At 62.3% G+C, this 25,041-nt stretch carries 21 protein-coding genes; all 21 read right to left on the minus strand.

Annotated features, from left to right (window positions below; translation table 11 throughout):
• Nucleotides 1–22: 22 nt before the first annotated feature.
• Nucleotides 23–1,180 carry a 1-deoxy-D-xylulose-5-phosphate reductoisomerase gene (locus tag NUW13_05090; protein ID MCR4438401.1) on the minus strand — a complete coding sequence of 386 codons (1,158 nt, stop codon included), beginning with the start codon at nt 1,178–1,180 and terminating at the stop codon, nt 23–25.
• A gap of 19 nt (nt 1,181–1,199) precedes the next feature.
• Entirely contained in the window at nt 1,200–1,940 is a 741-nt protein-coding gene (locus NUW13_05095) for a hypothetical protein (protein MCR4438402.1), read from the minus strand.
• A gap of 2 nt (nt 1,941–1,942) precedes the next feature.
• Nucleotides 1,943–2,704: a lipoate--protein ligase family protein gene (locus NUW13_05100; GenBank protein ID MCR4438403.1), complete on the minus strand. Its 762-nt coding sequence runs from the start codon at nt 2,702–2,704 to the stop codon at nt 1,943–1,945.
• 77 nt (nt 2,705–2,781) lie between these two features.
• Nucleotides 2,782–3,600 carry an acyl-ACP--UDP-N-acetylglucosamine O-acyltransferase gene (gene lpxA / locus NUW13_05105; GenBank protein ID MCR4438404.1) on the minus strand — a complete coding sequence of 273 codons (819 nt, stop codon included), beginning with the start codon at nt 3,598–3,600 and terminating at the stop codon, nt 2,782–2,784.
• Nucleotides 3,569–4,984 carry a bifunctional UDP-3-O-[3-hydroxymyristoyl] N-acetylglucosamine deacetylase/3-hydroxyacyl-ACP dehydratase gene (locus NUW13_05110; protein MCR4438405.1) on the minus strand — a complete coding sequence of 472 codons (1,416 nt, stop codon included), beginning with the start codon at nt 4,982–4,984 and terminating at the stop codon, nt 3,569–3,571. Before NUW13_05110 ends, lpxA begins: the two co-directional genes overlap by 32 nt.
• A 48-nt stretch (nt 4,985–5,032) precedes the next feature.
• The gene (gene lpxD, locus NUW13_05115) at nt 5,033–6,070 is read right to left on the minus strand and encodes a UDP-3-O-(3-hydroxymyristoyl)glucosamine N-acyltransferase (protein ID MCR4438406.1); all 1,038 of its coding nucleotides are present in this window, start codon (nt 6,068–6,070) and stop codon (nt 5,033–5,035) included.
• A gap of 32 nt (nt 6,071–6,102) precedes the next feature.
• Nucleotides 6,103–6,657, minus strand: a complete 555-nt coding sequence (locus NUW13_05120; GenBank protein MCR4438407.1) for an OmpH family outer membrane protein — start codon at nt 6,655–6,657, stop codon at nt 6,103–6,105.
• 76 nt (nt 6,658–6,733) lie between these two features.
• The gene (gene bamA, locus NUW13_05125) at nt 6,734–9,061 is read right to left on the minus strand and encodes an outer membrane protein assembly factor BamA (protein ID MCR4438408.1); all 2,328 of its coding nucleotides are present in this window, start codon (nt 9,059–9,061) and stop codon (nt 6,734–6,736) included.
• A gap of 83 nt (nt 9,062–9,144) precedes the next feature.
• Nucleotides 9,145–13,257 (minus strand): translocation/assembly module TamB domain-containing protein, encoded by a 4,113-nt coding sequence (locus NUW13_05130; GenBank protein ID MCR4438409.1) that lies wholly within the window; start codon nt 13,255–13,257, stop codon nt 9,145–9,147.
• A 202-nt stretch (nt 13,258–13,459) separates the two neighbouring features.
• Nucleotides 13,460–14,224, minus strand: coding sequence for an isoprenyl transferase (locus NUW13_05135; GenBank protein ID MCR4438410.1), 765 nt, complete (start codon nt 14,222–14,224; stop codon nt 13,460–13,462).
• A gap of 187 nt (nt 14,225–14,411) precedes the next feature.
• Nucleotides 14,412–15,521: a tetratricopeptide repeat protein gene (locus NUW13_05140; protein ID MCR4438411.1), complete on the minus strand. Its 1,110-nt coding sequence runs from the start codon at nt 15,519–15,521 to the stop codon at nt 14,412–14,414.
• Nucleotides 15,522–15,599: 78 nt separating this feature from the next.
• Nucleotides 15,600–16,634: an S-methyl-5-thioribose-1-phosphate isomerase gene (gene mtnA, locus NUW13_05145; protein MCR4438412.1), complete on the minus strand. Its 1,035-nt coding sequence runs from the start codon at nt 16,632–16,634 to the stop codon at nt 15,600–15,602.
• Nucleotides 16,635–16,822: 188 nt separating this feature from the next.
• The gene (locus NUW13_05150) at nt 16,823–18,145 is read right to left on the minus strand and encodes a hypothetical protein (GenBank protein ID MCR4438413.1); all 1,323 of its coding nucleotides are present in this window, start codon (nt 18,143–18,145) and stop codon (nt 16,823–16,825) included.
• 40 nt (nt 18,146–18,185) lie between these two features.
• A complete protein-coding gene (locus NUW13_05155) occupies nt 18,186–18,704 on the minus strand; it encodes a LytR C-terminal domain-containing protein (GenBank protein ID MCR4438414.1) in 519 nt (172 codons plus the stop codon).
• Nucleotides 18,705–18,803: 99 nt separating this feature from the next.
• A complete protein-coding gene (locus tag NUW13_05160; protein MCR4438415.1) occupies nt 18,804–19,283 on the minus strand; it encodes a hypothetical protein in 480 nt (159 codons plus the stop codon).
• Nucleotides 19,284–19,364: 81 nt separating this feature from the next.
• Nucleotides 19,365–19,970 carry an MjaI family restriction endonuclease gene (locus NUW13_05165; GenBank protein ID MCR4438416.1) on the minus strand — a complete coding sequence of 202 codons (606 nt, stop codon included), beginning with the start codon at nt 19,968–19,970 and terminating at the stop codon, nt 19,365–19,367.
• Nucleotides 19,967–21,292, minus strand: a complete 1,326-nt coding sequence (locus tag NUW13_05170) for a DNA methyltransferase (protein ID MCR4438417.1) — start codon at nt 21,290–21,292, stop codon at nt 19,967–19,969. The genes NUW13_05165 and NUW13_05170 overlap by 4 nt, the downstream gene beginning before the upstream one ends.
• Before the next feature lie 92 nt (nt 21,293–21,384).
• Nucleotides 21,385–22,173 carry a sugar phosphate nucleotidyltransferase gene (locus NUW13_05175; protein ID MCR4438418.1) on the minus strand — a complete coding sequence of 263 codons (789 nt, stop codon included), beginning with the start codon at nt 22,171–22,173 and terminating at the stop codon, nt 21,385–21,387.
• Entirely contained in the window at nt 22,173–23,024 is an 852-nt protein-coding gene (gene panC, locus NUW13_05180; protein ID MCR4438419.1) for a pantoate--beta-alanine ligase, read from the minus strand. The genes NUW13_05175 and panC overlap by 1 nt, the downstream gene beginning before the upstream one ends.
• Nucleotides 23,025–23,039: 15 nt before the next feature.
• Nucleotides 23,040–23,861, minus strand: coding sequence for a 3-methyl-2-oxobutanoate hydroxymethyltransferase (panB, locus tag NUW13_05185; protein ID MCR4438420.1), 822 nt, complete (start codon nt 23,859–23,861; stop codon nt 23,040–23,042).
• Between the two features lie 5 nt (nt 23,862–23,866).
• A complete protein-coding gene (gene mnmA, locus NUW13_05190) occupies nt 23,867–24,976 on the minus strand; it encodes a tRNA 2-thiouridine(34) synthase MnmA (protein ID MCR4438421.1) in 1,110 nt (369 codons plus the stop codon).
• Nucleotides 24,977–25,041: the final 65 nt, after the last annotated feature.

Consider the following 25,041-nt stretch of genomic DNA (forward strand, 5'->3'; position numbering starts at 1 on the left):
GCGGCGCCAGCGCCAGCACTGCTTACCGGTGGCAAAGACTCTCCACGTAGGCGCGCGCCCAGGCGTCACTGGCCAAGATGTCCTCGACACTGGGCTCGGCGATGGTCGTGTGTGCTGCCATGGTCTGCTCGATGAGCTGAGGGATGCGGTCGAAGGTAATCTTACGCCCCAAGAACATCGCCACCGCCACCTCGTTGGCAGCGTTCATCACTGCCGGCAGCGTCCCTCCGGTGCGCGCCGCCTGGTAGGCCAGACTCAGACATGGGAACCGCTGCAAGTCCGGCGGGCGGAATTCCAGGCGCTGGTGGCGAGTGAGGTCAAGGCGGGGCCACGAACCCGGCCGGCGCTCCGGGTAGGTGAGGGCAAATTGGATGGGTAGATGCATGTCCGGCGCTCCCAGTTGCGCCTTTACCGAGCCGTCCACAAACTCCACCAACGAGTGCACAATGGATTGCGGGTGGATGACCACGTCCACCTTCGCCACCGGCATGGCGAAAAGCCAGTGCGCCTCGATTACCTCCAGCCCCTTGTTCATCAGCGTCGCCGAGTCGATGGTGATTTTGGGGCCCATGCGCCAGTTCGGGTGCGCCAACGCCTGTTCCACGGTCACCTGGGAGAAGAGGGCCGGATCCAAGTCCAAGAACGGCCCACCGGAGGCCGTGAGGATCAGCCGGCGCACCGCGCTGCGGTCCTCCCCCATCAGGCACTGCAGGAGGGCGCTGTGCTCGCTGTCGATGGGGATGATGGGCACCCGGCGCTCGGCAGCCCGCCGCATGACGATCACCCCCCCGGCCACCAAGGTCTCCTTGTTGGCCAGCGCGACGCTCTTGCCCTGGTCGATGGCGGCCAAGGTCGGCAGCAGTCCTGCCGCCCCCAGCACGGCGTTCACCAGCAGGTCATAGTCCGGAGCCGCTGCCACCCGCATGGTCGCTTCCGGCCCCAACCAAACCTCCACGCCGTGCTGCTGCAGTTGCTGCCGCACCTGCTCCGGGCAGCGCCCACTGGCAATGGCCACTGCCTGCGCGTGGTACTTCACGGCCTGCTCGGCCACGATGTCGGCGTCATCGAGGGTGGCCAAGTAGGCCACCACAAACTCGTCCCCCAAGCCATCCACCACCTGCAAACAACTGCGGCCGATGGAGCCTGTGGAGCCGAGAATGGCCAGTCGCTTCCGGGCCATGCGGGTCACTCCCCGCCGGTCAACGGATCGTCACCCCCACGCCGACGTTGAACCCGGAGAACGCCTCCGCGAACATGTAATCGATGTTGGCATAGAGCAACGGCAGCGGCTTGATGGTCACCCCCACGTTGCCGTGCACGTTGGTGGAGCTGTAGCTCCCGGTGATGCCGTTGTAGTCCAGGTCTAAGGAGGTGCGGTCCACCCCGATGCCGGAGTAGAAGGTGACAAAGGGCACGCCCTTGCTCACCACAGCCTTGACGCTCATGGTGCTCACCGTGCCGAAGCTGTACTCCTCCGGCACAAAGAAGGCGTGGTAGGAGGCCATCAGCGCCACTTTCGGCAGCAGCGGGCCCTGCAGCAGGCCATACTTGAGGCCGACGCCCGCCAAGGTCACGCCGCCGCGCGTTGGCTCCTCCCCCAACGGGAAATGGAAAAAGCGTCCCATGGCCTCCAGCCGGAACGGCAGCCCGATGCTGGCGTGGATAAACGGCAAGCCGGCAAAGCTGACATCCTCGAACGGGCCGCCGCGCAGTTGCTTGTACTTGTCCGGCACAAACACCGCCACCCCGCGCACGCCCACATCGATCCCAAGAATGCTGTGCAGGTCGGCCGTGTGAAAGGTGCCGCCGGCAGAGAAGGAGCTGAACAGTTTGAGCACCTGGTCAATGTCGTCCGGGCCGACGTAAAAGTTCTGCGCCTGGAGGTGTGGCCCCAAGAAGAGCACCCCCGCCACGAGTACTGCCACGTACAGTTTGCGCATGGTCACCTCCGCGTTGGGTCCTGGTACTTGGCCAAGAGCTCTCTTGCCCTGGCCTTCTCCCTCTCCGTGAGCTGGCCGGAACACAAACTCACACCAAAAACGCGTGCGAACCCTTTGGCAAGCGCTGCAGCCATCTCCGCAAAGCTCACTGTGCGGCCGGCGATTTCGCTCACTGCCGCCGTCCGCTGCCGCAGGTATTCGCGATAGCGTGCGCGCTTTTCCTCATCCAGCCCAGCTAAGTAGTCCACCAGACACAGGTGTGCAGAGCCCAGGAGAATTGAGCCGTGTTGCAGCAACGCCCCCTCGTAACGGCGCTGCGCGCTCCCCACCAACTTGCGTCCCTGCCACAGGACTTCATTGCGCACCGAGCTGGAGAAGCACGGCACGGAAAACTCGGCACGCCGGTAATCCACCTGCGTCTGCTGCGCGCGTTCAAAACGGGCCGCCACCCCGAGGCTGTGCAGCCCTTCGACGAGGGCCAAACTAATCAGCTCATACGTCTGGGCAACTTCCTCGCCGAACCAAGGGCTGCCCGCTGGAATCACCACGCTGTAGGTGAGCTCCTCATCGTGGAGGATGGCGCGCCCGCCCGTGGGACGGCGCACCAGGCCTATGCCGTCGGCCAAGCACCGTTCTACGTCGATCTCCTCCGCGCGCTGGTGATAGCCCAGCGAGATACACGGCGGAGCCCAGGCAAACACGCGCAAGGTGGGCGTCGTCACCCCTTGCGTGGCCTCCATGGCCATGGCTTCGTCCACGGCCATATTCCACGCGCCTGGGCCAGCACCGCTGTCAAGGAAACGCCACGTGCTGCTTGCCGGGCCGTCTGCGCAAGCGAGCATCATATGATCCCGCGCCTGCTCTCCTCGATGAAGCGCACGATGTGCTGGATCTCCTCCGTCTGCGGCAGCTCTTCGCGGATGCGTGCTAATGCCTGGCTCACGTTCAGCTTGGAGCGATACAGCAGGCGATAGGCCCGCTTGAGCAACAGCAACGTCTCTGGCGCAAACCCGCGCCGCCGCAGTCCCACCGAGTTCAGCCCGGCAAACTGCAGTGGCTCGGCCATGGCCAGCACGTACGGCGGCACGTCCTTCATCGCTTTGCAGCCTGCGCCGACAAAGGCGTGGCGGCCGATGCGCACGAACTGGTGCACGGCCAACAGCCCACCCAATGTGGCCCACTCCTCGATGGTCACGTGCCCGGCGAGATTGGCAGAATTGGCCATAATCACGTGGTCCCCCACCACGCAGTCGTGCGCCACGTGCGTGTACGCCATCAGCAGGCAATCGCTGCCCACCACGGTCTTCCAGTGCTCCTTGGTGCCCCGGTTGAGCGTGGCGTACTCGCGGATGACTGTGCGATCGCCAATCTCCAGGGTGGTCTCCTCGAACCCGAATTTCAGGTCCTGGGGCACGGTGCCCAACACCGCCCCGTGGTGCACGCAGCACTCCTTGCCGATGCGCGTACCAGAGGCAATGAGCACGTGCGAGGCAACGGACGTCCCCTCCCCAATGATGACATTCTTCTCGATGACAGAAAACGGGCCCACGGACACGCCGTTGCCCAGTTCAGCAGCAGGTTCGACCAGGGCAGTGGGATGAATGTCGGTCAGACGCGCCTCTCCTCGCTTACTCCTTGTGCGGTACCAGCTTTTCGTCAACTATGGCGGCGGAAAACTCCGCCTCACAGACCAGGTCTCCGGCGACAAAGGCCTTGCCGGCCATCTTGGAAAGCGTCTTGCGGAATTTGACAATCTCCACTTCAAAGACCAATTGGTCCCCAGGCAAGACCGGCTTGCGGAAGCGGACGTTGTCGATGCCGGCGAAGTAGACCAGTTTGCCCACGGGGTCGTCCTCGGCGTCCAGCAGCAACAGGCCGCCCACCTGCGCCATCGCCTCCAGGATGAGCACGCCAGGCATGATGGGCCTGCCGGGAAAGTGCCCCTGGAAAAACCACTCGCTGACGGTGACGTTCTTCACGCCCACCACTTTCTCCTGCGGGATCAGGTCCACGATCTTGTCCACCAGGAGAAACGGATAGCGATGGGGCAGAATGCGCTGGATGCCATCGATATCCATGACCAGGCCTTCCACGGAGGTCTTCTGGTACTTGGCCTTGATGAGCTGCTTCTTGTACTCCTTGCGGATGCCCTTGACCAGCTCGACGTTGGCGGCATGGCCTGAGCGCGCGGCCAACACGTGGGCGCGCAACGGCACGCCCAGCAGCGCCAAGTCACCGATGAGGTCTAAGGCCTTGTGCCGCACCGGCTCGTTGGGATAGCGCAGCTCGCGGCCGTTGAGAATACCGTTCTTGCCCAGTTTGATGTCCTCGCTGAGGTTCAGCTTGCGGCGCAGTGCCTCCAACTCCTCGTCGCTCATCTGCCGGTCGCAGATGACGATGGCGTTGTCCAAGCTGCCACCCTTGATGAGGCCGGCTTCCCACAACTGCTCCACCTCGTGCAGGAAGCAGAAGGTGCGCGCCGGCGCATACTCGCTGACAAACTCGTCGGTCAGCGAGTACATCGAGGTGTACTGCGTGCCCAAGGCAGGGTTCTTATAATCCACCATGAAGGTGATGCGGAATTCGTCGGAGGGCACCACTACCAGATCAACCCCGTTGGCCGGGTCGCTGTAGGTGAGGGTGCGATCGATGTTCAAATAGTCCTTGGGCGAATCCTGCTCCACCAGTCCGGCGTCCAGCAACACCTTGACGAAGGGCATGGCGCTGCCGTCGCCCACCGGCGGCTCGTTGCCGTCGATTTCCACCAGGATGTTGTCGATCTCCAGGCCGGCAATGGCCGCCAACACATGCTCCACCGTGTGGATGCGCACCTCACCAAGGCCGAGAGTCGTGCCACGGGAGATATCCACCACGTGGTCGATGTCGGCGGGTATCTCCACCGAGTTCTCCAAGTCCACGCGCTTGAAGCGGATGCCACTGTTGACGGGGGCCGGCTTGAAGGTGACCTTGGCCTTGCTCCCTGTGTGCAGGCCTATCCCCGAATAGGAGATCGCCTTCTTGATGGTCTGCTGTTGCCGCAACATTAACCGTCCATCCTCATGACTGTCTTCGCCATTGCTGTGGAGAGTTCACTACCCCTGCTTCTTGCCGGTAGCGCGCAGCTCCTCCAGTTCCTTTTCCAACTGCCTGACCTTCTTGATGAGCTCCGGCAGGCGCGCCAACGCCGCCAGCGAACGGTGGTAGCTTGCCATCTCACGGGCAGGGTAGCCGATGACAAACATGCCCGCCGGTACATCCTTGGCCACGCCCGCTTGGGCACCGATGGTGGCATCATCGCCGATGGTCAGGTGCCCGACAAAGCCTGCCTGGCCGCCGATCTTCACGCGCTTACCCACCCGCGTGCTCCCCGAGATACCTGCCTGCGCAGCGATGACCGTGTGTTCGCCCACCTCCACGTTGTGGGCAATCTGGATGAGATTGTCCAACTTTGCCCCGCGCCGGAGAATGGTGGCCCCGAGCGTGGCTCGGTCGATGGTGGTGTTCGCCCCGATTTCGACGTCGTCCTCGACGATCACCGTGCCCGTCTGCGGCAGCTTCTCGTAGTGGTCTTCCTGGAACACAAACCCAAAGCCGTCCGCGCCAAGCACCGCACCGCTATGGATGATGACCCGCCTGCCGATTTGCACACCCTCACGCACGGTGACGTTGGCATGGATGACCGAGTCCTCGCCCACCGTCACATTGGGGTAGAGGACCACGCAAGGGTAGACCTTCACGTTGCGACCCAGGCGCACATTGCGACCGACCACCGCCAGCGGGCCGATGGCCACTCCCTCGCCGAGCTCGGCTGAGGGGTCGACCGCCGCCGCAGGGTGGACACCAGCCGGCAACGTCTCCTCCGGTGGGTGAAAGAGCAGGACAGCCCTCAGGAAGGCAAGATACGGGTCCTTGACGCGAATGGCCGGAATGGGGCATTCGCCCTGAAAGTCCTGGCCGAGGATGATCGCCGAAGCCCGCGTGGAGGGGACAAACTTTGCGTACTTGGGGTTCGCTAAGAAAGTCAACTCCCCTTGGCGCGCATCCTGGATCTTGCCTAGACCGGTGATGCGCACCTGTCCGTCCCCAGTAACCGTGCCACCCACGCGGGCGGCGATGTCAGCCAGCGTCATCGCCACGCGTCGCTCGCCAGCTGCCTCGACCTCTAACCCTTGGAGCCGGTGGTCTTGACGCTCTTGTTGAGTCCCTCAATCACGCGGTCCGTCAGGTCCGGCTGGTCTGGAGCCGCGTACACGATGTTGCCGTTGACGCCGTCGAAGATGTAGGTGAACCCTTCGGCCTCACCGATCTTCTTGATCACTGCGGTGATGGAGTTGATGATCGGCTCCATCAGCTCCCGTTCCTTGCGGAAGGCCTCGCCGTTCTGGCCCCACTTTTCCATCTGAAACTGCTGGATGCTCATGTACAGATTCTGGATCTCCTGCTGCTTCTCCTGCTTGCGCTGTTCGCTGAGCAGCAGGCTCTGGGCTTCCAGCTGGTCAGAGAGCTCCTGCAGCTGGCGCTGCATCTCGCGCACCTGGCCCTCCCACCCCGCATTGATCTCATCGAACTTTTTCTGCGCGTCCTGCGCCTCCTTGTAGTTCTGCAGGATCTTCTGCGAGTTGATGTAGCCGATCTTCATCTTCTGCGCCAATGCCCCGTCGGCAACAAGAGCAATGACCAACAGGCCCATCACCAAGGTCAAAACGCGTGCTTTCACTGTTACCTCCTCACACTTACCTGCTCAACCGCAGCCAGTCGCGAAACGCGATGGCCACACCTTTCACGCTTCTCTCTCAAAAGCCCCTGCCAAAGACAAAGTGCGGCACCCACCTGCCCCGCCGCTCGCCTGTTCGGGCGTCGATGTTGTCGAAACCGTATGCATAGTCAAAGCCGAGGATGCCGATCATGGGCATGTACACGCGCGCGCCTAGGCCCACGGAGCGCTTGAGGTCGGTGGGGTCGGTGCGCGTCATGGTCGGCCAGGTGTTGCCCGCCTCCGCGAAGATCAGGCCGAACACCGTGGGGTTAGGCACAATGGGCAGACGCAGCTCGGCAGTGTACTTGAGCAACACACGGTCACCCCTGGCGCTCGCATAGCCTGCCAAGGGGTCCTGGTAGCCACGGAGCGGCGTGGAGCGCGACATCCCTTCGCCACCGATGAAGAACAGGTCAAGATAAGGGATGCGCGAACCGCGCGCAAAGCCGTCCATGTACCCGGCCTCCAGGCCCAAGTGGAGGATCAACTGCCAGAAGGCCGGCAGGAACCATTCGCTGGAGAACTGATGCTTGTGGTAGCCGACGTTGCCGCCCAGAGGCCCACCGGCAATCTGCGTCTGCAAAGTGACCTGCGAGCCGCGCCGTGGAAACTCCGGATGGTCGAGGCTGTTCCGGGAGATGATCTGCGCGATGCTGCGGCTGGTCAATGGCCCCATCTCTTCATACCGCTTGAAATAAGGGTTGGTCTCCAGCAGGATGGGCAAAAAGTCCGACAGCTGCGTCTGGTCGACGGCGAAGATCCAGTCCCCGCGGAAGTAGTTGTCCGGCCAGCGGAAACGCCTTCCCACGCGCAGCGAACCGCCCCGGCTGCGTTGCCGGTAGCCGATGTACAGCGGGTCCCGCCTTGTGTCGTAGAAGCTAAAGCCCGCCAGGCTGGGCGTGTCGAACAACCATGGCTCGGTGAAGCTAATCATGAACGACCTAAAGCTGCGGCCAAAGTTCCAATCGAAGCTCAGGCGCTGGCCGTTGCCGAACAGGTTGTTCATGGACACGCCGATGCTGCCAATCATCTTGTCGCGCTCGCTCCAGCCGGCGGACATGTTGGCCGTGTCAGTGGACTTTTCTTCCACCTTGAGCTCGACGTCCACCTGCTTCTCGTCCACAGGCTGCACCTTCGGTTCCACGTTAGCGAAGTAGTTGAGCATGTACACCTCGCGCTGGCTGCGGATGAGCAGCTCGCGGTTGAACACTTCGCCGGGCCGGATACGCAACTCGCGGCGGATCACTTTTTCCTTGGTCTTGCTGTTGCCAGTTATGTGAATCTTGTAGATGTGCGCCTGGTCGTTCTCCATCACCACGAAGTGGATATCCACCCGGTCGTTGCCTAGCGGACGTTCCTTGGGGCTGATGGTGGCGTAGATGTAGCCGTTGTCGTAGTACAGGCCGCCGATCTTCTCAAAAACGGCCTTGTTCAGCTTCCCCTTGTCGTAGATGTCGCCCTCCTTGAAATCGAGCAGGCGGGCCAGCTCCTCTTGGGAATAGACCTTGTTCCCTTCCCAGGTGATGTTGCCGAAGCGATACTGCTCCCCCTCGTGCACCCAGATGGCGATGTACATATCGTCGCCGGCACTGCCGTAGTAGACGGAGTCACGAAGGATTTCGGCGTCGCGGTAGCCATGGTTGTGGTAGAACTCCACTACCTTCTCGAGGTCCTGCTCGTATTTCTTCCGGTCAAAGTCCGCGCCGCGCCACCAACGGTCCTCTTTGGTGTCCTTCATCTGCTTGCGCAACTTGCCGTCGTCGAAGGCCACATTGCCGTAGAAGTCGATCTTTTTGATCTGGACCTTCTTCCCTTCGTCGATGACCACCCGCACAACCACGCGGTCGGGCGTCTCGGTGGCGCGCACCTGCATGTCGATTTTGGCCAGCAGATGCCCCTTCTCCTTGTAGGCACCCTTGAGCTTTCTGCGCGCGCGCTGCAGGGCCCGCTGACTCACCACCTGGCCGCGATAGAAGTTCAGCTTGTTGTCGATCTCTTCCTTCTTGAGCTTCTTGTTCCCCTCGATCTCCACCTTCTCTAACCGCGGGTACTCGCTTACTTTTATGCTGAGGAAAACCCCATCAGCCACTTCGCGATCGAGCAGGATTTGCACGTCCGAGAAGATATCCAAGTTCCAGAGCTGGCGGATGGCGTTCTGGATGTCGTCGCTGGTGATCTGGTTGCCCACCGTGAGGCCAGAACTGAGGCGGATCATGTTGCCGTCGGCGGTCTTGTTGCCTTCCACCGACAGGCCCAGCAGTTTGACGCTGCGCTTACCTGTCTGGCCCAAGGCGGCGGTGCCACTGACCGTGAGCATGACCAGCACCAGGCCGGCTATGAGCACTTTGAAGGGTCGAAACCTCACAATCCTACCTCCATCTATTGCCGCGTCAATGTACAAAATCCCAAGAAAATTGCCAAGGAAAAAAAGTGCCTTGCGCCTACCGCTCAGAAGGGGAACCAGTGCCTGATCCACAGACGCGTATCGTCCTTGCGCCACAGCAGCAGCCCGTCATAGTCGTACTCCATTTCGATCAGCAACTTCGGGTTGATGCGCAGTTCCAAGCCGAGGGTGTGATGCAGGCCAAGGCCTGGCGCCTGGTAGCGATAGTCCAGCCCCGACTCGAGCTGGCCGGTATAGACCAAGTACAGGTCGTCGCTCAAGTACTTGCCCACGGTCAGGCGACTGCTGCGCAGGAGGTAGAGCTTGCTGGGCATGGGCGTGGTGGTCGCCAAGTTCATCTCGATCAGGTTGCGCGTCAGGCGCGAGCTGAGGCGCACCACGTCCAGGCCAAGGAAGCGTTCCAGACGGCGTTCGAATGGCCGGAACAGCGGACGGAAGACCAAGTTGTCGGCACTGATGCCGATGACATCCACGGTCTTTTGGCGCAGCCGCTCTGGCGTGTAGCCCAAGCTGGCCAAGAGCTGCGCCTCATTGCTTCCCAGGCTGGCGTTGTCGGAGGAGAGCTGGAAACGCAGCTCATCCCAGCGCGCCCGGTAGCGCTGGTCCAGTGCCCGTTCATCGACTCGGCGCCCCTCCAGCGCGCGGTCCACCGTGGCAAGCGTCAGATAGATCTGCGAGGGGATGCCGTTGGAATCGGCAACCGTCGTGTATGCCCTGCCATAGACCACCGGCACTAACGTGTTGCGGTCGAATTCGATGCCCGCCTGCTCCAGGCGGAAGTTCATGTCCAAGTACTCCACCGTGCCGCGCGTCGATCTGAGCTCGCCCTCGATGCGGAAACTCTTGTCGCGCAACTGCCCGGTGAAGCGCAGGCCTCCGTAGCGCTCATCCAGGTCCAGCGTCACGTACACATTGTCCAGCCCGCCTGGCAGCTGCTTCACATAGCGCGTATTGGTGCCCGGCACGACGCGCAGGTCCCATTCCACCGTCTCCAGCAGTTCGGTCACCTCCGGGCTTACCGCCTGCCCGCCGCCGTTGAAGGGGTACCCGAAACGCACTCCATGGAGCACCATGGTGCCGTACAAGACAAGCCGGTCCACAGGGCCGGCTATGCAGAAGTGGTCGCTACTGCCAGAGCCCAGCAGCTGGAATCGGCCGTACTCGCCGGCCTCCATGAGGCCAGGAAGGTTGAGCACCACGCCGTCCGCGGAGGTTTCCACCACGAGGATGCCGAGACTGACGCCGAGGTCTCCCAGCTCAAATGGCTGCAGTGCCCGGCGGTATTCCGCGCCGACCGCCGGCACGTTGTAGATGACGAAGGGCTCGCCACCCATGAGGCCGCGCAACTCGCTCACCTCCACAAAGCGGCTCTCCGGGTTCAGACGGAACGTCCCCTTCAGCTCTTTGACCACGGGCACCACTGAGGCAAAGCGTAGCTCCCCCTGCTCGATCGTCAGCTCTCCCTGCTCAAGCCGCGGGTCTGCCAAGGCACCTCCGATGCGCAGATGCAGGGCGCCTCGGCTCTTCCCCTGCTTGACAAAGCGGGAGGCTTCGTCCACCAGGGCCAGCGGGTCTCCTTGGCCAGCAATCTCCACCGACATCGGGTCGGCGAGGTTCAAGGGCAGCGCTCCTTTGCCCTGGATGGTGAACACCCCCTTGCGCACCAGGCGCAGCACAGGCATCCATACATAGTCACGCCCGCTCGCTCCTTCGGGAAGGACCTCTGGCCGCCCTGCCGAGACCAGGCGCAACGTGTCAAAAGCGACGTTCAAGAGCCGCCCCTCCACAACCGTCCCATCGCCGTTGAGAGTCAATCCTTGTGGCCCGTCCTGGGCGACCAGGCGGAGGGTAGCCCGCCCCCCGATCACGTCTGTCTTCCCAGTAACGGCTGCCACGATGGCTTCGAGGTCGATGTCGGCACCGGTGAGCTTCAGCTGGGTGATGCGCCGGCCTGGCCCAAGCGCGCCCTCGGCGCTGGCAATCTGCCGGGAGCCATGGCGGATGGCGAGTCGCCGGAGGTAAACAGTCGAATCCTGCACCTGGAAGGCCAGTTCGCCAGCAAAAGGCCCCTGCCGGTGGAAATGGGCGCTGGCAAGCTGCAGGGCGCCCTCGATGCACGGCGACCTCGTCGAGCCGCCCAGGTTGATCTCCCCGGATAGCTGGCCGTGGGCCACGGTGTCCGCCACCAGCGCAAAGTATGCCAAAGGCGCCCCCTGCAGACGCAGTCGGCCCTGCACCTTCTCCCCCTCGATCTTGAGTCCTGCGTTCACCGACTCGCCCAACATGAAGCGGCTGACTTCCACCACCCCTTTGCGCAGGTTCAGCTCCAGCAGGCCATCAACCGGCTCTTGGTCTGCGGGGAAGAACTTGAGGCTGCTGCGCCAGCTGCGGCGCTGCTTGCTGCCGACAAGCAACCCGCTGGTGCTCAGCAGGGGGTGAACGAGGTCGTTTTCGTCCCGCCACCGCCCTTCGACAAGGGTGGCCAGGCTGTCCCGGCGCCCGTGCAGGGCGACGTCGCACTCGAGGCGGCGGCGGAACTGCGCGCGGGCCGGGAGCTTCCACAAGACCGAGGCCGGCGCCTGCAGGTTCTGACCCTCGACGGCCATCTGAGGACCGTCCACCCGTGCCTGGAGATGCAACCCTTGCGGGCCCTCGACCATCACTTCCGTCTTGCGGCCCGCAAGAGCAAGCGTCCCTTGCATGGGCACGGCCGCGCCATGCTCGTCCAGCAGAGCCAGGCCAAACCGACCGCGCAGCCACGGGGCAGCGGCAGAGCCGCCGACCTCCACGGCGAACGAATCCGGACAGCTGGTCACAGAGGCGGCCAGCATGCGACGGAGCTCGCCAGCCAGATCGCCGCGGCCGCGCAGTTGCGCCTGGAGCCGTGCTCCTGCCTGGGTGAAAGTCATTGTCCCCACCCCCTCGACGTCGTTCCCGAAGCAGTTCAGACGCACGTGCCGAACCCGCAACACGGAGTCGGCATAGGAAAAGCCCACCTGTGCCTGCCTGGCCGTGAACCCACCCACCTTGAGGCGCGGAAGCGAGGCCCAGCCGTTCGCCCGCAAGGAATCCGGGCGGCCCTGCACGGCCACCTGCAGCGTTGCCTTCCCGGAAAGCCGAACCTTGGCCGAGGGGGCGACCACCGGTGCCAGCGCCTCCAGCTCGACGCCTCGCCCGCTGAGAACCAGGTCCACCCGGGGCCGCAGCAAGTCGTAGAGATACCCGCGCAGCTTGAGCTCCGCATCCTGCACCAGTCCCTGTGCGGCAAGCTCCAAAGTGTCACCCTTGCTGTCGATGGCAACGGAGAGGTTGTCCAATGAGAGCTCTGTGTCCCGCAGGAGCACTTTGCCTCCAGAGAGCTGCAGCGAGCCGGTCAAAGCCAACCCCCAGGGCCACGTCGGGGCCGAACGCACCAAAAGGGACCCCTCGACCTTTCCCTTCTTGCGAACTATCCGCCCTTTCGCCAGCGGCGGGATTGTGCTCAGGTCGTAGGCGTGGAGGGCAAGCTCTGCTTGTTCCAGCCTAAAGTCGGTCAAGTCAATGGACCCGTGCAAGTGGAGGCTCCGCCCGCTGGAGGAGAAAACTTTTCCGGTCAAATGGAAAGACGCGCGGGTTTCCTGGTCGGCCAGGGCCATTCCCTCGGCATCCCGCACCACCACCAACTGCTGTCCAGTGCTGTCGGCAAGGACAATCTGCCCCCCGCTTATGGTCACTCCTCTCAGCAGGGCAAAAGGCTTCGCGGTGCCAGTTGGCGCAGAATGCTGCGGTTGCGGCGCAGTCGCTTGCACTGAGGCCGCTCCAGTGGCCGGCTGCCGGCGAATGATCAGACGGGGATTGACAACCAGGGCGTTGCCGCCCATCTGTGCGGACTCGAGCCCGCCCAGGAGGAGGCGCATGAGGCTGAAGCCGAGGCGCACCTCGTCGGCTTGCAAAAGAAAGGTGCGACGGTCAAGCTGCACATCGCGCAGGTGGATCGTACCAAAGCCCACCTCCACCCGGTCTACTGAGAAGCTTTCGCCAAGGGCAGACCTAACCGACTCGATCACCAGGTTGTGGATGCGCTGGCTGGCACCACTGATCCGCCAGCCGTAGTAGGCCACCAAAGCCACCACTGCCAGCACGGCAACCACCAGCAACACCCAGCGACGCTCACGCATGACGCCTCATCACCAGGGAGATTCCAGAAAACCAAGACTTAAACGGAACCCTGTCGGGCAAAGTTCCGACTCGAACTGCCGAGGTCCCAGGAAGTTGCGCACAAAACCACTGCAGCTGTTCCGCACATGGGGCAAGATCGCGAAGAAGCGAAGCGCTGGAGGGAGACCCCGCGGTCACTGCCTCGGCTGGAGCACAGGGGCATCAGCCGTCCACGAGCTGTTCGCTCACTCGCCCAAAACGGCGTTCCCTGCGCTGATAAGCCTCAATGGCGGCGAAGAACTCCGCCTTGCGGAAATCTGGCCAAAGCACGTCGGTCACGTAGATTTCGGTGTAGGCCAGTTGCCAGAGCAGAAAGTTGCTGATGCGCAGCTCACCGCTGGTCCTGATGAGCAGATCAGGGTCGGGAATGTCCCGCGTGTAGAGGTAGCGCGACACTGTAGCCTCATCGATCTGCTCTGGCGTCAGCTCGCCGCGCAGGGTGGCGTCGGCAATGGCCCTGACTGCGTCCACAATCTCCACGCGGCCACCATAGCTCAGCGCCAAGTTGACGGTCAGGCCGGTGTTCTTGCTCAGGCGTTGCACGGTCGTCATCATGCCGCGGCGGGCGGCCAGCGGAAGGTCTTCGATGTGGCCGATGGTCATCAGGCGCACATTGTTCTTGTCCAGCTCGTCCACTTCCCTGCGGGTGGTCTCAAGCAGGAGCCGCATGAGGGCCGAGACTTCGTTGCGGGGCCGCCACCAGTTCTCCGTGGAAAAGGTGTACAGCGTCAGCACCTGGATGCCCAACTCGCCGCAGGCCTCCACCACGGCACGCACCGAGTTTATCCCTTCTCGATGGCCTGCCACGCGCGGCAAGCCCCTCTGTTTGGCCCAGCGACCATTGCCGTCCATGATGATGGCCACGTGCCGCGGCAGCCCGCCGCGCCGTTTGATCCGCTCCCGGACTATGTCAAGTTCGTCACCCACCGCCACATGCCTCGACAAGATGTTCAACTGCCGTGAATAAGGTACGCGAAACACTGCTCAAAATCAAGCGAAAACTACGCCCTAACCTTGCTCCCTCGCGTCCCAAGGGCCGGCGACGGCTGTGCCGCGCCACCAACAAAAAGGCCCCGTGTACACGGGGCCTCGCACGCCGATCTGTGCCTTGCGGCTACTTGCGCAGTTCCGCCGCACGGTCGAACGCCTTCTCTCCGTCCTCACGGCGGCCGCAGTTCACATAGGCCACGCCCAAGTTGTACCATGCGTTCGCATTGTCCGGCTTCAGCTGTACGGCTCTCTCCAAATAGGGAATAGCGCCACAGTGGTATTTCTCGATCTGCTTCTTCAGATCTTCAATTTCCTTCTCATTGAACCGCTTCCCCTTCTCCTCCTCTTCTACCGCTCGCTTCCTGATCTGGTCGCCGATGCTCAGATAGGCGTTGCCCACGTTCACCAAGGCGTCGGCGTCGTCGGGGTTCTTCTCGATCACCTTCTCAAACTGCTCGATAGCCTTCTCGTAGTTGCCGCGCAGATAGTGCAAGCGTCCGAGGTTGAAGAGGAGGTCTGGATTGTCGGGCTGCTGCTGCAAGGCCTGCTCGTACTCGCCCAGCGCCTTGTCTCCCTCGCCCATGTAGTCGTAGGCCAGCGCCTTGCTGGCGATGGCATCGACATCGCCGGGGTCCAGCTCCAGGCGCCGGTCAGCAATCCTCAGCACCTGCGGGTACTCCTCAGCCTGCATGTACAGCGAGGTCAGGGAGCGGTAGGCGTCCTTATCATTTGGCGCAAGCTCCACCACCTTCTCGTACATGGCAATAGCCCGCTTCAGACTGTCCAGTTGCACATAGGTGTAGCCCAGATTCTTGTAGGCCTCAGTGCGCTTTGCATCGATGACCAGGCAGGTCAGGAAGTCCTCCTTGGCCGCCGCCAGCTGCCCGGCATTTACCCTCTTGATGCCGTTGTTGAAGTAGGAGACCCAATGGCGCTCGATATCGTGCTTGATGCGCGGCTCAAAACGAGGCGAAATGGCCAACGAGGCGTCAAACTCTTTGCGCATCCCCGCAAAATCCCCGCGCTGCGCATAGGCCTGCCCCAGCAAGAAGTGAGCTTCTGCGTCCTGAGGGTAGATCTTTACCGCCATCTCCAATTGCTCAGTCGCCTTGGCCCAGTCGTCTTGCTGGATGTACACCTTGGCCGAGGTCACCTCCTTGGACTGGCACCCCAACAGAACAAGGCTTGCTCCCAGAAACACCAGTACTCCTACAGCGATCAAACGTTTCCGCATCTTGCAGCTCCCTCGTGAGAATGAGACTTTTCCGCCTTCGCCCTTGACGGTGAAATATACGGCAAAACTCTTACTAAATCAAGCATTATTTCGCAGCTTTTCCGCAAACGGCGGGGTAATCACCCCTTTTTCGGTGATGATGGCGCTCACCAGCTCATGCGGCGTCACGTCGAAGGCGGGGTTATAGACCTTGATGCCTGCAGGGGCAATTTGCACGCCGAAGCCGGAGATGAGCTCTTCCGCGCCCCGTTCTTCAATGGGAATATCGGCCCCGGTGGCTGTCTCCAAGTCAAGCGTGGAGCTGGGCGCCGCGACGTAAAACGGAATCTGATGACACCTGGCCACCACCGCCAGGTTGTACGTGCCAACCTTGTTGGCGACATCGCCATTGGCGGCGATGCGGTCTGCCCCCACCAGGACGCAATCCACCCGCCCCTGCTGCATGAGGAAAGCCGCCGCCGCGTCACAAATCAGAGTCACGTCGAAGCCGGCCTGGAACAGCTCCCAGGCAGTGAGGCGGGCGCCCTGCAGCAACGGCCTCGTCTCGTCCACGTACACGGTCACCTTCTTGCGCATCTCGCGGGCGGCATAGAGCACCCCTAAGGCGGTCCCGTAGCCGGCGGTGGCTAAGGCACCGGCGTTGCAATGGGTAAGGACTGACACCTGTGCTGGCAAGAGGGCCGCTCCGTGCTGGCCGATGCGCTCGCACATCTTGCGGTCCTCTTCCATGATGGCCATCGCCTCCCTGAGCAGCAGCCGAGTAATCTCGCTCACCAGGCGGCTGGGATTCCGTCCCACCACGGCGCGCATGCGCTGGAGCGCCCAGCCGAGGTTGACGCCGGTAGGACGCGTTTCCTTCAGGCGGCTGATAGCGCGGTCAATCTCCTCAAAGAAGCGTGCCCGCTCCGAGCCTGGCACCTTCTGCGCGGCCAGCACCACCCCGAAGGCAGCTGCCACGCCAATGGCCGGTGCACCCCGGATGCGCAGATGCTCGATCGCCTCCGCCACGGCTTCATAGGTGTCCAAATCCAGGTAGACAAGCTCACCAGGCAACTTTGTCTGATCTATGATGCGTAGCTTGCCATCAACCCACTCAAGCGCTCTTACATTCATGGTCACTCCTCTTCTGCCGGGCTCCTGCCACCCCTGGCCTGGGCCCGGCGTCTCGTCAGCATGTATCAGTCCCGCAAAGCTTCATCGCCGTGTCGGCGCAGGCACCGATCCTTCCCTAAGATCGCACCCCTGCCCACCAGCCCGAAGCAAACCGCTTGTGGCAGTCTTTCCTCGCCTCCTTTCCCCTCTCAGCCAGCCAAGCGCCGGCCTGCCTCCTGTCCACCCAAAATCTTCTCCAAAAATTCAACGATGCGTACACTCGCCCCCATGCGCTCTTCCACCATGGCCCGTGCCTGGCTGCCGGCGGTCTCTCGTGCCTTGCCGTTGTGCAGCAGGCGGCTAAGGTACTTTTCGACCTCCTCGGTGCTGTTCACGACAAAGCCGCCACCGCGTCGCACCAGGTCCAAGGCCTCGTTGCTGTTCGAATGGTGCGGGCCAAAGAGCACCGGGATGCCGTACACCGCCGGTTCCAAGACGCTATGCACGCCCGTGGTGAACCCCCCGCCCACATACGCCACATCTGCCACGGAGTAGAGGTTGGCAAGGATGCCCACTTCGTCCACCACCAGCACGGCGCCATCCGCCTTTGCCCCTTGTCGCCAGACGCTGAGTCGCAGACTGGCCAGGCCCTGCGCTGCCAACTGCCGCTCCAGCTCGGCAAGGTGTTCTTGTCCCGGCTCGTGGGGGACGAAGATCACGCGCAGCCCAAGTTCGCCACACAACGATCGCAAGGCGGGCAACAGATGTCGTTCGTCAGCCGGCCAGGTGCTCCCCGCCAGAAACACTGGCTGTGCGCAGGCGCCGAAGTAGTGCTGCAGGTCGCGCACCTTGTCGTTCTCCATTGAGCGGCGCTTGACCTGGTCGTAGCGGGTGTCGCCGACGGGGATGATGGTGGGCCCCGCACCGGCAACTGCCCGCAGCCGTTCGGCTTCCGCCGCGGAGGTGGCCAAGATGTAGTCAAAGCTGCTGTAGAGGAGTCGCCCCACAACCCGGCCACTCCAGCGCCCCGGGCAAATCTTCGCCGACAGGCTGGCGTCAATGAGCACGGCCGGCGCCCTAGAGCGCCTCAGCGCGGCAATGTGGTTCGGCCAGATGTCATGGCGCACAACCACGCCAATTTGCGGCCGCGCTATGCGGATAAATCGCCTTGCCCCAGGGAGGGTGTCCAGGGGCAGGTAGGTGACCACGTCGCACTCAGCGCCTTCGGTGATGTGGTCGCGCACCGAAGGTGAGGTCACGCTGAGCAGAACGGCCACGTTCGGGATGCGTTCCCGCGCCGCGGCAATCAGCGGGCGGGCCTGTTCAAATTCCCCCATGGAGCAGGCGTGGATCCACAGCCGGGGAGCCGTGCGATCCAGCAACGCCATTTTCTTCTGCAGCTGCACAAAAAGAGCGCGGCGCCCGAGTACGGCCCGCCGCACCTTCTTGTTCACCAGCGTGCCAATTCCCACTGTGAAGATAAACAGCGGGATGGCGACAAGGTTGTACAGTAGAAGCCAAAAAGCAGGCATTCCTCTCCTCGGAGGCCACCTGCGCCGGAGGTGGCCCTCACTATTGACGGAACGGGGTCAAGCGCAGGTAGTCCCGTCCTAAAATCACGCTGACCTGGAAGGCAGACTTGGGGTCCAGCTTCGGTACCACGGCCTCCTCGCCGAGCCCCAGCACAGAGGCCACCTTGCGCGCACGTTCCTTTTGCACGGAGAAGTGGTCGACAACCACCGTGCGCTGCACGTTGAAATTGGCATGGTTATCATGACCCACCACGTTGAAGTTGTGGTCCTCGAGGAACCGGCGCGTCTGCTGGGCGACGCCGTTCACACCGCAGCCATTGAAAACCATGACCGTGATGCGTTCTTCCACCGGTACCTTCTGCTCACCACCGGGCACTGCCTGTACCGGAGTCGTGTTACGAGGAATGCGGCTCATCACAAGGAAGCCGGTCAGCACGACGTTGAGCGCGATCACGCCCACAACCACCCACTTGACCGCCGTGGAGGAACCTCTCCTGCCAGAGCTCCGCACTCGCCGTGGAGCCACCCTCCCCTTGCTGAACGATCTTGGCCTCTGCACCGTCCTTCCTCCCTGGAACTCGTTCACCAGCCTCCACACCGCCTTGCCTGCAGTGGGTAACGCACGCCCCGTGCATCCCGGAGCCCGGTCTGCACGGCTCTAAGGGTTTTCCTGCCAACCATCCTGGCGAGCGCTCTCGGGCCGATACAGCCAGTATGCGGGTAGCGCCCGGTACTGCACTCCCAGCGAGAACTTGCTCGACGGCCGGTACTGAATCTCGGCTGCGGACACGAAAGGTCCATTCGCCAAGAGAGAGCCCACGCCGTAGCTCTGCAACGGAGAGTGCGCAATGCCCCACTGCAGCCGCACCTGCAGCGGTTGCGACAGGGCGTACTCGATGGTGTTCAGGTACAGCCCCTGCGCCAGGCTCTGTCCGCCAAAGGAAAAGTAGCTCAGCGTATACGAGTGCGACAAATGCAGCCGCGAGGGGTCAAGCCCCAACAGTCCACCGAACCGCGGAGTGGCCGGCGTGCGCAGCTCCTTAGCCAGATCGAGCGGCTGGCTCTGCTGCTTGAGTTGGGCGGTGGCCGCACCCACCACCAGACACCAGACGACCACTGCTCCGCATCGCCGTATCATTCCATCACCTCCTGTTCTTCTACGGCCCCAAGGCCGACCGTGCAACCCCACTCGATCTGACCACCCGCGGGGACGCCCCCATCACCTGGCGCTCTGACATCGAAACTGCCCGGGGTCGAATTCGATTTCTACTCCGTCGTCCCTCTTCTCGTAGGTAATGAGCACACCCCCCAGTTCCTCACGTTGCACCACCTGAGTGCGCCACGAACTCGGCTTGATGGAAACCTCTCTGTCACCAATGACTCCATCGACGCCGCCTGCCTCCTGTACCGGCGTGGCCAGCCGATAGGCCAGTCCCGTGAGCTCCGCCACCTTCTTCGGGATGGCTTCCTGGTACTTCAACCCCACGAATGTCTTCGCCAAAACGAGGTCCTCGACCCATTTCGTGATCATCTCATCAGTGATGCTCTCCAGAACGCCCTTGAACTTGACAAGCTTCTCCCGAATGAGTCGGCATGCTTCTTCGATTGCGTTTGGAAATCTCGCCTGGTACCAGGAAGCCCAATCGTCAAACGTGTGCCCCTCAAATTCCTGAATCAGGTTCGACATCTGCCCCACGACGCGGGGCCTGGTCGCGCCCGCAAATCGATTGGCCAGATTGAGAAGCGGAGCCACATAAGTCGGCAACTCAGGCGGAGGAGCCGTGAGCAGGTCGCGCAGTTCTGCGAAGGTAATCAGGGTTTTCATTCGCCCTGTCTCGTCGGGACGTCCTCGACGCTACCCTGTCTGTGCAATTGCAACAGGTGCCTGCGGAGACGAAACTCCCTGCTTGCGTCCACGGCGACCAAGCCCGTTCGGGCTAAGTGGCCGTTAAGAAACGTCTTGTTCTTCAGGTAAACGTACGCAAGCAAATTCCCTTGCTCGTCGTGTTTCTCTTTGTCGAAGCGCAGGAAGACCTTGGTACCCCTCGTTCTCTGGCGGAGAAACTCCATCGCCTCCGTCCGAAAGAGAGGTTTCTCCACAATCCCCAACAGCCGCACGCACAGTCCATTGTCAAGCTGCAGTCGTTCGGGAGAAAGGACCTCCTTGACACCAAACAGCTCGCTGCGACACCCCGTGTCCCCATCCTCGACACGGGAACCAAACTTCAGTTTACGCGGGTCGACCCGCTTGTCGAGTCGGTGGGGATCGGAGAATTTGTGGGGCAACCTTGCCATCAGCTCGGAGAACCTTCTCGGAGCAGCCCCCTGCTTGACAAACTCGTACGTGGTCTCGCCGAAAAGGTCACCTCGACCCACACCCAGTTTTTCCCTGATGATCGCCATGAACTTCGCGTTGATCTCGTAGCCAATGGAATTCCGCCCCAACTCCTTTGCTGCCAGTGACGTAGTGCCACTGCCAAGGAAAGGGTCAAGCACCGTGTCCCCCCCAAAAGAGAACATGCGAATCAGCCTCCTCGGAAGCTCCACAGGGAACATCGCCAGGTGTTTGTCCTGCTTCTCGCCTCCAAAGGTCCAGTGACCGGAAAAGTAAGCATTCCACTCTTCGGTACTGAGCTTGGACAGCCCGCGTATCTCGCGGCTCACTTTGGGCGCATCCCCGAGTTTCTTGAAAATGAGGATGAACTCGTAGTCAATCTTCAGGATTCCATTCCGCGGGTAAGGGAAGGATCCCATCACGGTGGCGCCGCCTGTGGTGTTGGTGGTCGTCACCTTCTGCCAGATGATGGCCCCCATGTAGTCCATGCCCAGCGTTTCACAGAACTTGATGATCTCCGTGCGGATGGGAATGACCTTGTAACGCCCGTAGTAGACGGAGCGGGCAAACTGATCGCCAATATTCACACACATCCGGCAGCCCTTGTGCAGGACGCGGAAACATTCCTGCCAGACCAGGTTCAGGTTGTTGATATAGTCCTCATAGGAATCGTGGAACCCGATCTGGCGTTCGTCGCCATAGTCCTTGAGCTGCCAATAGGGCGGCGAGGTGATGATGAGGTGCACCGATTCATCCGGCACCTCGGCCATCTGTCTCGCGTCGCCCAAAATGATGCGGTGATGGGTGCGCATCTGAAACTCCCGCAACCCTCTCTTTGGCCCGCCGCTATGCACCTTGCGGGGACGAACGACCTTTTGAAATTAAGCAAAACGCGGCCTCAATGTCAACCGCTTTTTTCGCCGCGCTGCCGCGCCGCAAGCACCTCCTCTACCTGGCGGAGCTGCTCCACGCTGTTCACCCCCATGCTTTCGGCAAAATCCGGCGTCAGCACCGCCGCCACACGCTCGCCACGGCTCCGCATGATCTTGACCACATCGGGCAAGTAGTATTCGCCCTGCGCATTGTCGTTGCTCACCAGCGCAATGGTGGCGAACAGCTTGCGCGCGTCGAACACGTAGGTGCCGATGTTCACCTCCTGGATGGCCCGCTCCTCGGGGGTGGCGTCCTTCTCCTCCACGATGCGGTCGACAAAGCCGTTCTCGTCACGAATGATGCGGCCGTAACCGAATGGGTTCTCTGTGCGGCCCACGAGCAGCGTCGCTACTGCCTGGGTGTTGCGATGGACCTGGATCAGTTCACGGATGCGCTCCGGGCTGAGCAGGGGCACATCTCCGCACAGCACCAGGACATCACCGGCAAAATCGCGCAGCAATGGCTCAGCCTGCGCCACCGCATGGGCGGTGCCGAGCTGCTCCTCCTGCACGGCGAACAGGACTCCGGTGTGCCGGAGCACTTCCATGACGCGCTCCCGCTGGTGGCCCACCACGACTATGATGGGATGCGCGCCTACTCCGCGCCCCTGTTCGATGACGTACATCACCATCGGCCGGCCAAGCACCTGGTGCAAGACTTTGGCCAGGTCCGATTTCATGCGCTTCCCCTTGCCCGCCGCCATGATGACCGCCGCCAACGGGCGCGGCTCTTGTCCTTGCCCGACCCCTGCGCTCCTCATCAAACCTCCACCATCACATTGTCAATGAGTCGTGTGCTTCCAATCCACACCGCTAAGGCAATCAGCACCTGGCCGCGCAGCTGCTCCACCTCCTCCAGCGTCTGCGCGTCCACCACCGCCACATAGTCGACCCTGGCTGAGGGAGCCGTGCGGATAACTGCTTCCATCTCCATGACCAACCGTGCCGCGCTTCGCTCGCCGGCTGCCACCAGTTCCGAGGCGCGCTGCAGCGCCTTGGACAAGACCACCGCCTGTCTTCGTTCCTCTGGCGACAGATAGGAATTCCGCGAACTCATGGCCAAACCGTCGGGCTCGCGGACGATGGGCGCCACGACGATCTCCAAGTCGAAGTTGAGGTCCTGCGCCATTCGTCTCACCACCAGCGCCTGCTGCGCATCCTTCTGGCCAAAGACTGCCACGTGTGGCTTGACGATGTTGAACAGCTTGGCCACCACGGTGGTCACACCGCGAAAGTGGGTGGGTCGGGAACGGCCGCACAGCACGCCCGTAATCTTCTCCACCTCGACGTAGGTCAGATAGCCGGCAGGGTACATCTCTTCCACGGAGGGATGAAATATCACATCGCAACCGGCTTGCTCGGCGAGGGCCATGTCGCGCGGCAGGTCGCGGGGGTAGCGCTGGTAATCCTCATGCGGCGCAAATTGCGTGGGATTGACAAAGATGCTGGTCACCACCACGTCTGACCGTTCGCGGGCAATGCGAATCAGGCTGAGATGTCCCTCGTGCAGGTAGCCCATGGTCGGCACCAGGCCGACGAGCCTGCCCTCCTGGCGCCAGCGCTCGGCTTGGAGCTGCATGTCCCGCACCTTTCGCACAAGTTGGACTGCCATGCGCCGCAAGGTCTCCTATTCTTGGTCCCCGGTGTAGCTTTCCCCCATGCTGGGGAACTGCCCGCGCTTGACATCGTCGACGTAGCCAGCGCAGGCCTGGCGGATGATGCGCCCCAGCTCCGCATACCGTCGCACGAACTTGGGGCGGAACTTCTCAAAGAGCCCAAGCATGTCGTAGGTCACCAGGATCTGGCCGTCGCAATGGGGGCCAGCCCCGATGCCGATGGTAGGCACAGACACTGCCTCCGTAATGCGCTTTGCCACCTCCAAGCAGACCTTCTCCAGGACAATGGCAAAAACCCCTGCCTGCTCCAAGGCATGGGCGTCGTCCAGAAGGCGCTCGGCCTCTTGCTCAGTCGTGCCCTGCAGCACGTAGCCGCCGAATTTGCGAATGGACTGGGGCGTGAGGCCGAGGTGGCCCAGCACCGGCATTCCCACCGCGGTCAGGCGACGGATGGTCTCTGCCATCTCTTCGCCCCCTTCGATCTTGACCGCCTCTGCGCCGGCTTCCTGGAAGAAACGGCCGGCGTTGCGCACCGCCTCCTCGACAGTGACCTGATACGAGAGGAAAGGCATATCTGCGACCAGGAGCGCCCGCCTCACCCCGCGCCTAACGGCGGCCGTGTGGTAGAGCATGGCCTCCATGGTCATGGGCAAAGTCGTCTCGTAGCCGGCCACCACCATCGCCGCTGAGTCGCCCACCAGGATGAGGTCAAGGCCGGCCTCGTCCAACAAGGCGGCCATGGTGGCGTCGTACGCGGTGAGGGCAGCGATCTTCTCCCTGCGGCGCTTCATCTCCACCAGGCTAGGCACGGTCACTTTCTTGCGTTCCGCCATGGGGCCTACTTTCTCCTGGCGTGAACGACACCGCCGCCGAGCACCACCTCACCATCGTAGAGCACCACCGACTGTCCTGGTGTGACGGCGCGTTGTGGCTTCATGAAGCGCAAGACCAGCCGCTCCTTGTCAGCGTATTCCACCGTTGCCGCAAATCCCGGATCCTTGTAGCGAATTTTGGCGGTCACCACCCGACCCGCCTCCGGGCACTCAACCGCTATCCAGTTCACCGGCGTTGCCTCCAGACCGGTGGACAGCAGCTCTTCGGCGGTGCCCACCTGGAGCCGGTTCTGTGCCGGGTCGATATCTACGACGTAGACAGGGCGCCCGACAGCCACCCCCACGCCTTTGCGCTGCCCAATGGTGTAGAACGGGTAACCACGGTGCTCTCCGAGAACTGTACCCTCCCTGTCCACCACCTGGCCGGGAGGCACGCGCTTGCCCACACGGCCTGCCCACTCATTGACAAAGTCACCGTAATGGCCTTCTGGCACGAAGCAGACCTCCTGGCTCTCCGGCCGGTCGGCGCCAGGCAGTCCCCACAAGGCAGCCAGTCGCCGAACCTCCTTCTTGCGCATTTCGCCCAACGGAAAGAGCGTACGCGCCAACCGTTCCTGCGTCAGTCCCCAAAGGGCATAGGACTGGTCCTTGTGGCTATCGAGCCCCTTGCGCAGCACGAAGCGCCCCGACTCTGCGGAAAAGGCAAGGCGGGCGTAGTGCCCGGTGGCTAACTGAGTGGCGCCTAAGCTCATCGCCACCTGGAGGAGCTCCCCCCACTTGATGCGCGCGTTGCACAGCACACAGGGGTTCGGCGTGCGGCCACGCAGGTACTCTTCCACGAAGTTGACCACCACCTCTCGCTCGAACTCCTGCCGGAGGTCGATGATGTAGTGACGAATACCAAGCTTCTCGCACACCCCTTGCGCGGAGCGCACTGTTTCCGAGAAGCAGCAACTATGCGGCTGCGGCAACGGCCCTTCCCACAGGCGCATGGTCAGCCCTTTGACGGTGTGCCCCTGCTGCTTGAGCAGGGCTGCCGCCACCGAGCTGTCCACGCCGCCGCTCATGGCCACTGCCACCACCTGCTGGTTCTTGTCCGCAAATACGCTCTTCATGAGTCTCGCATCCCCCTTGCCCTTGCCAGGTACAACAAAAAAATCCGCTCCCCGATGCGGGACAC

It is taken from the genome of candidate division KSB1 bacterium (assembly GCA_024655945.1).
Taxonomy (GTDB): domain Bacteria; phylum Zhuqueibacterota; class Zhuqueibacteria; order JANLFK01; family Oleimicrobiaceae; genus Oleimicrobium.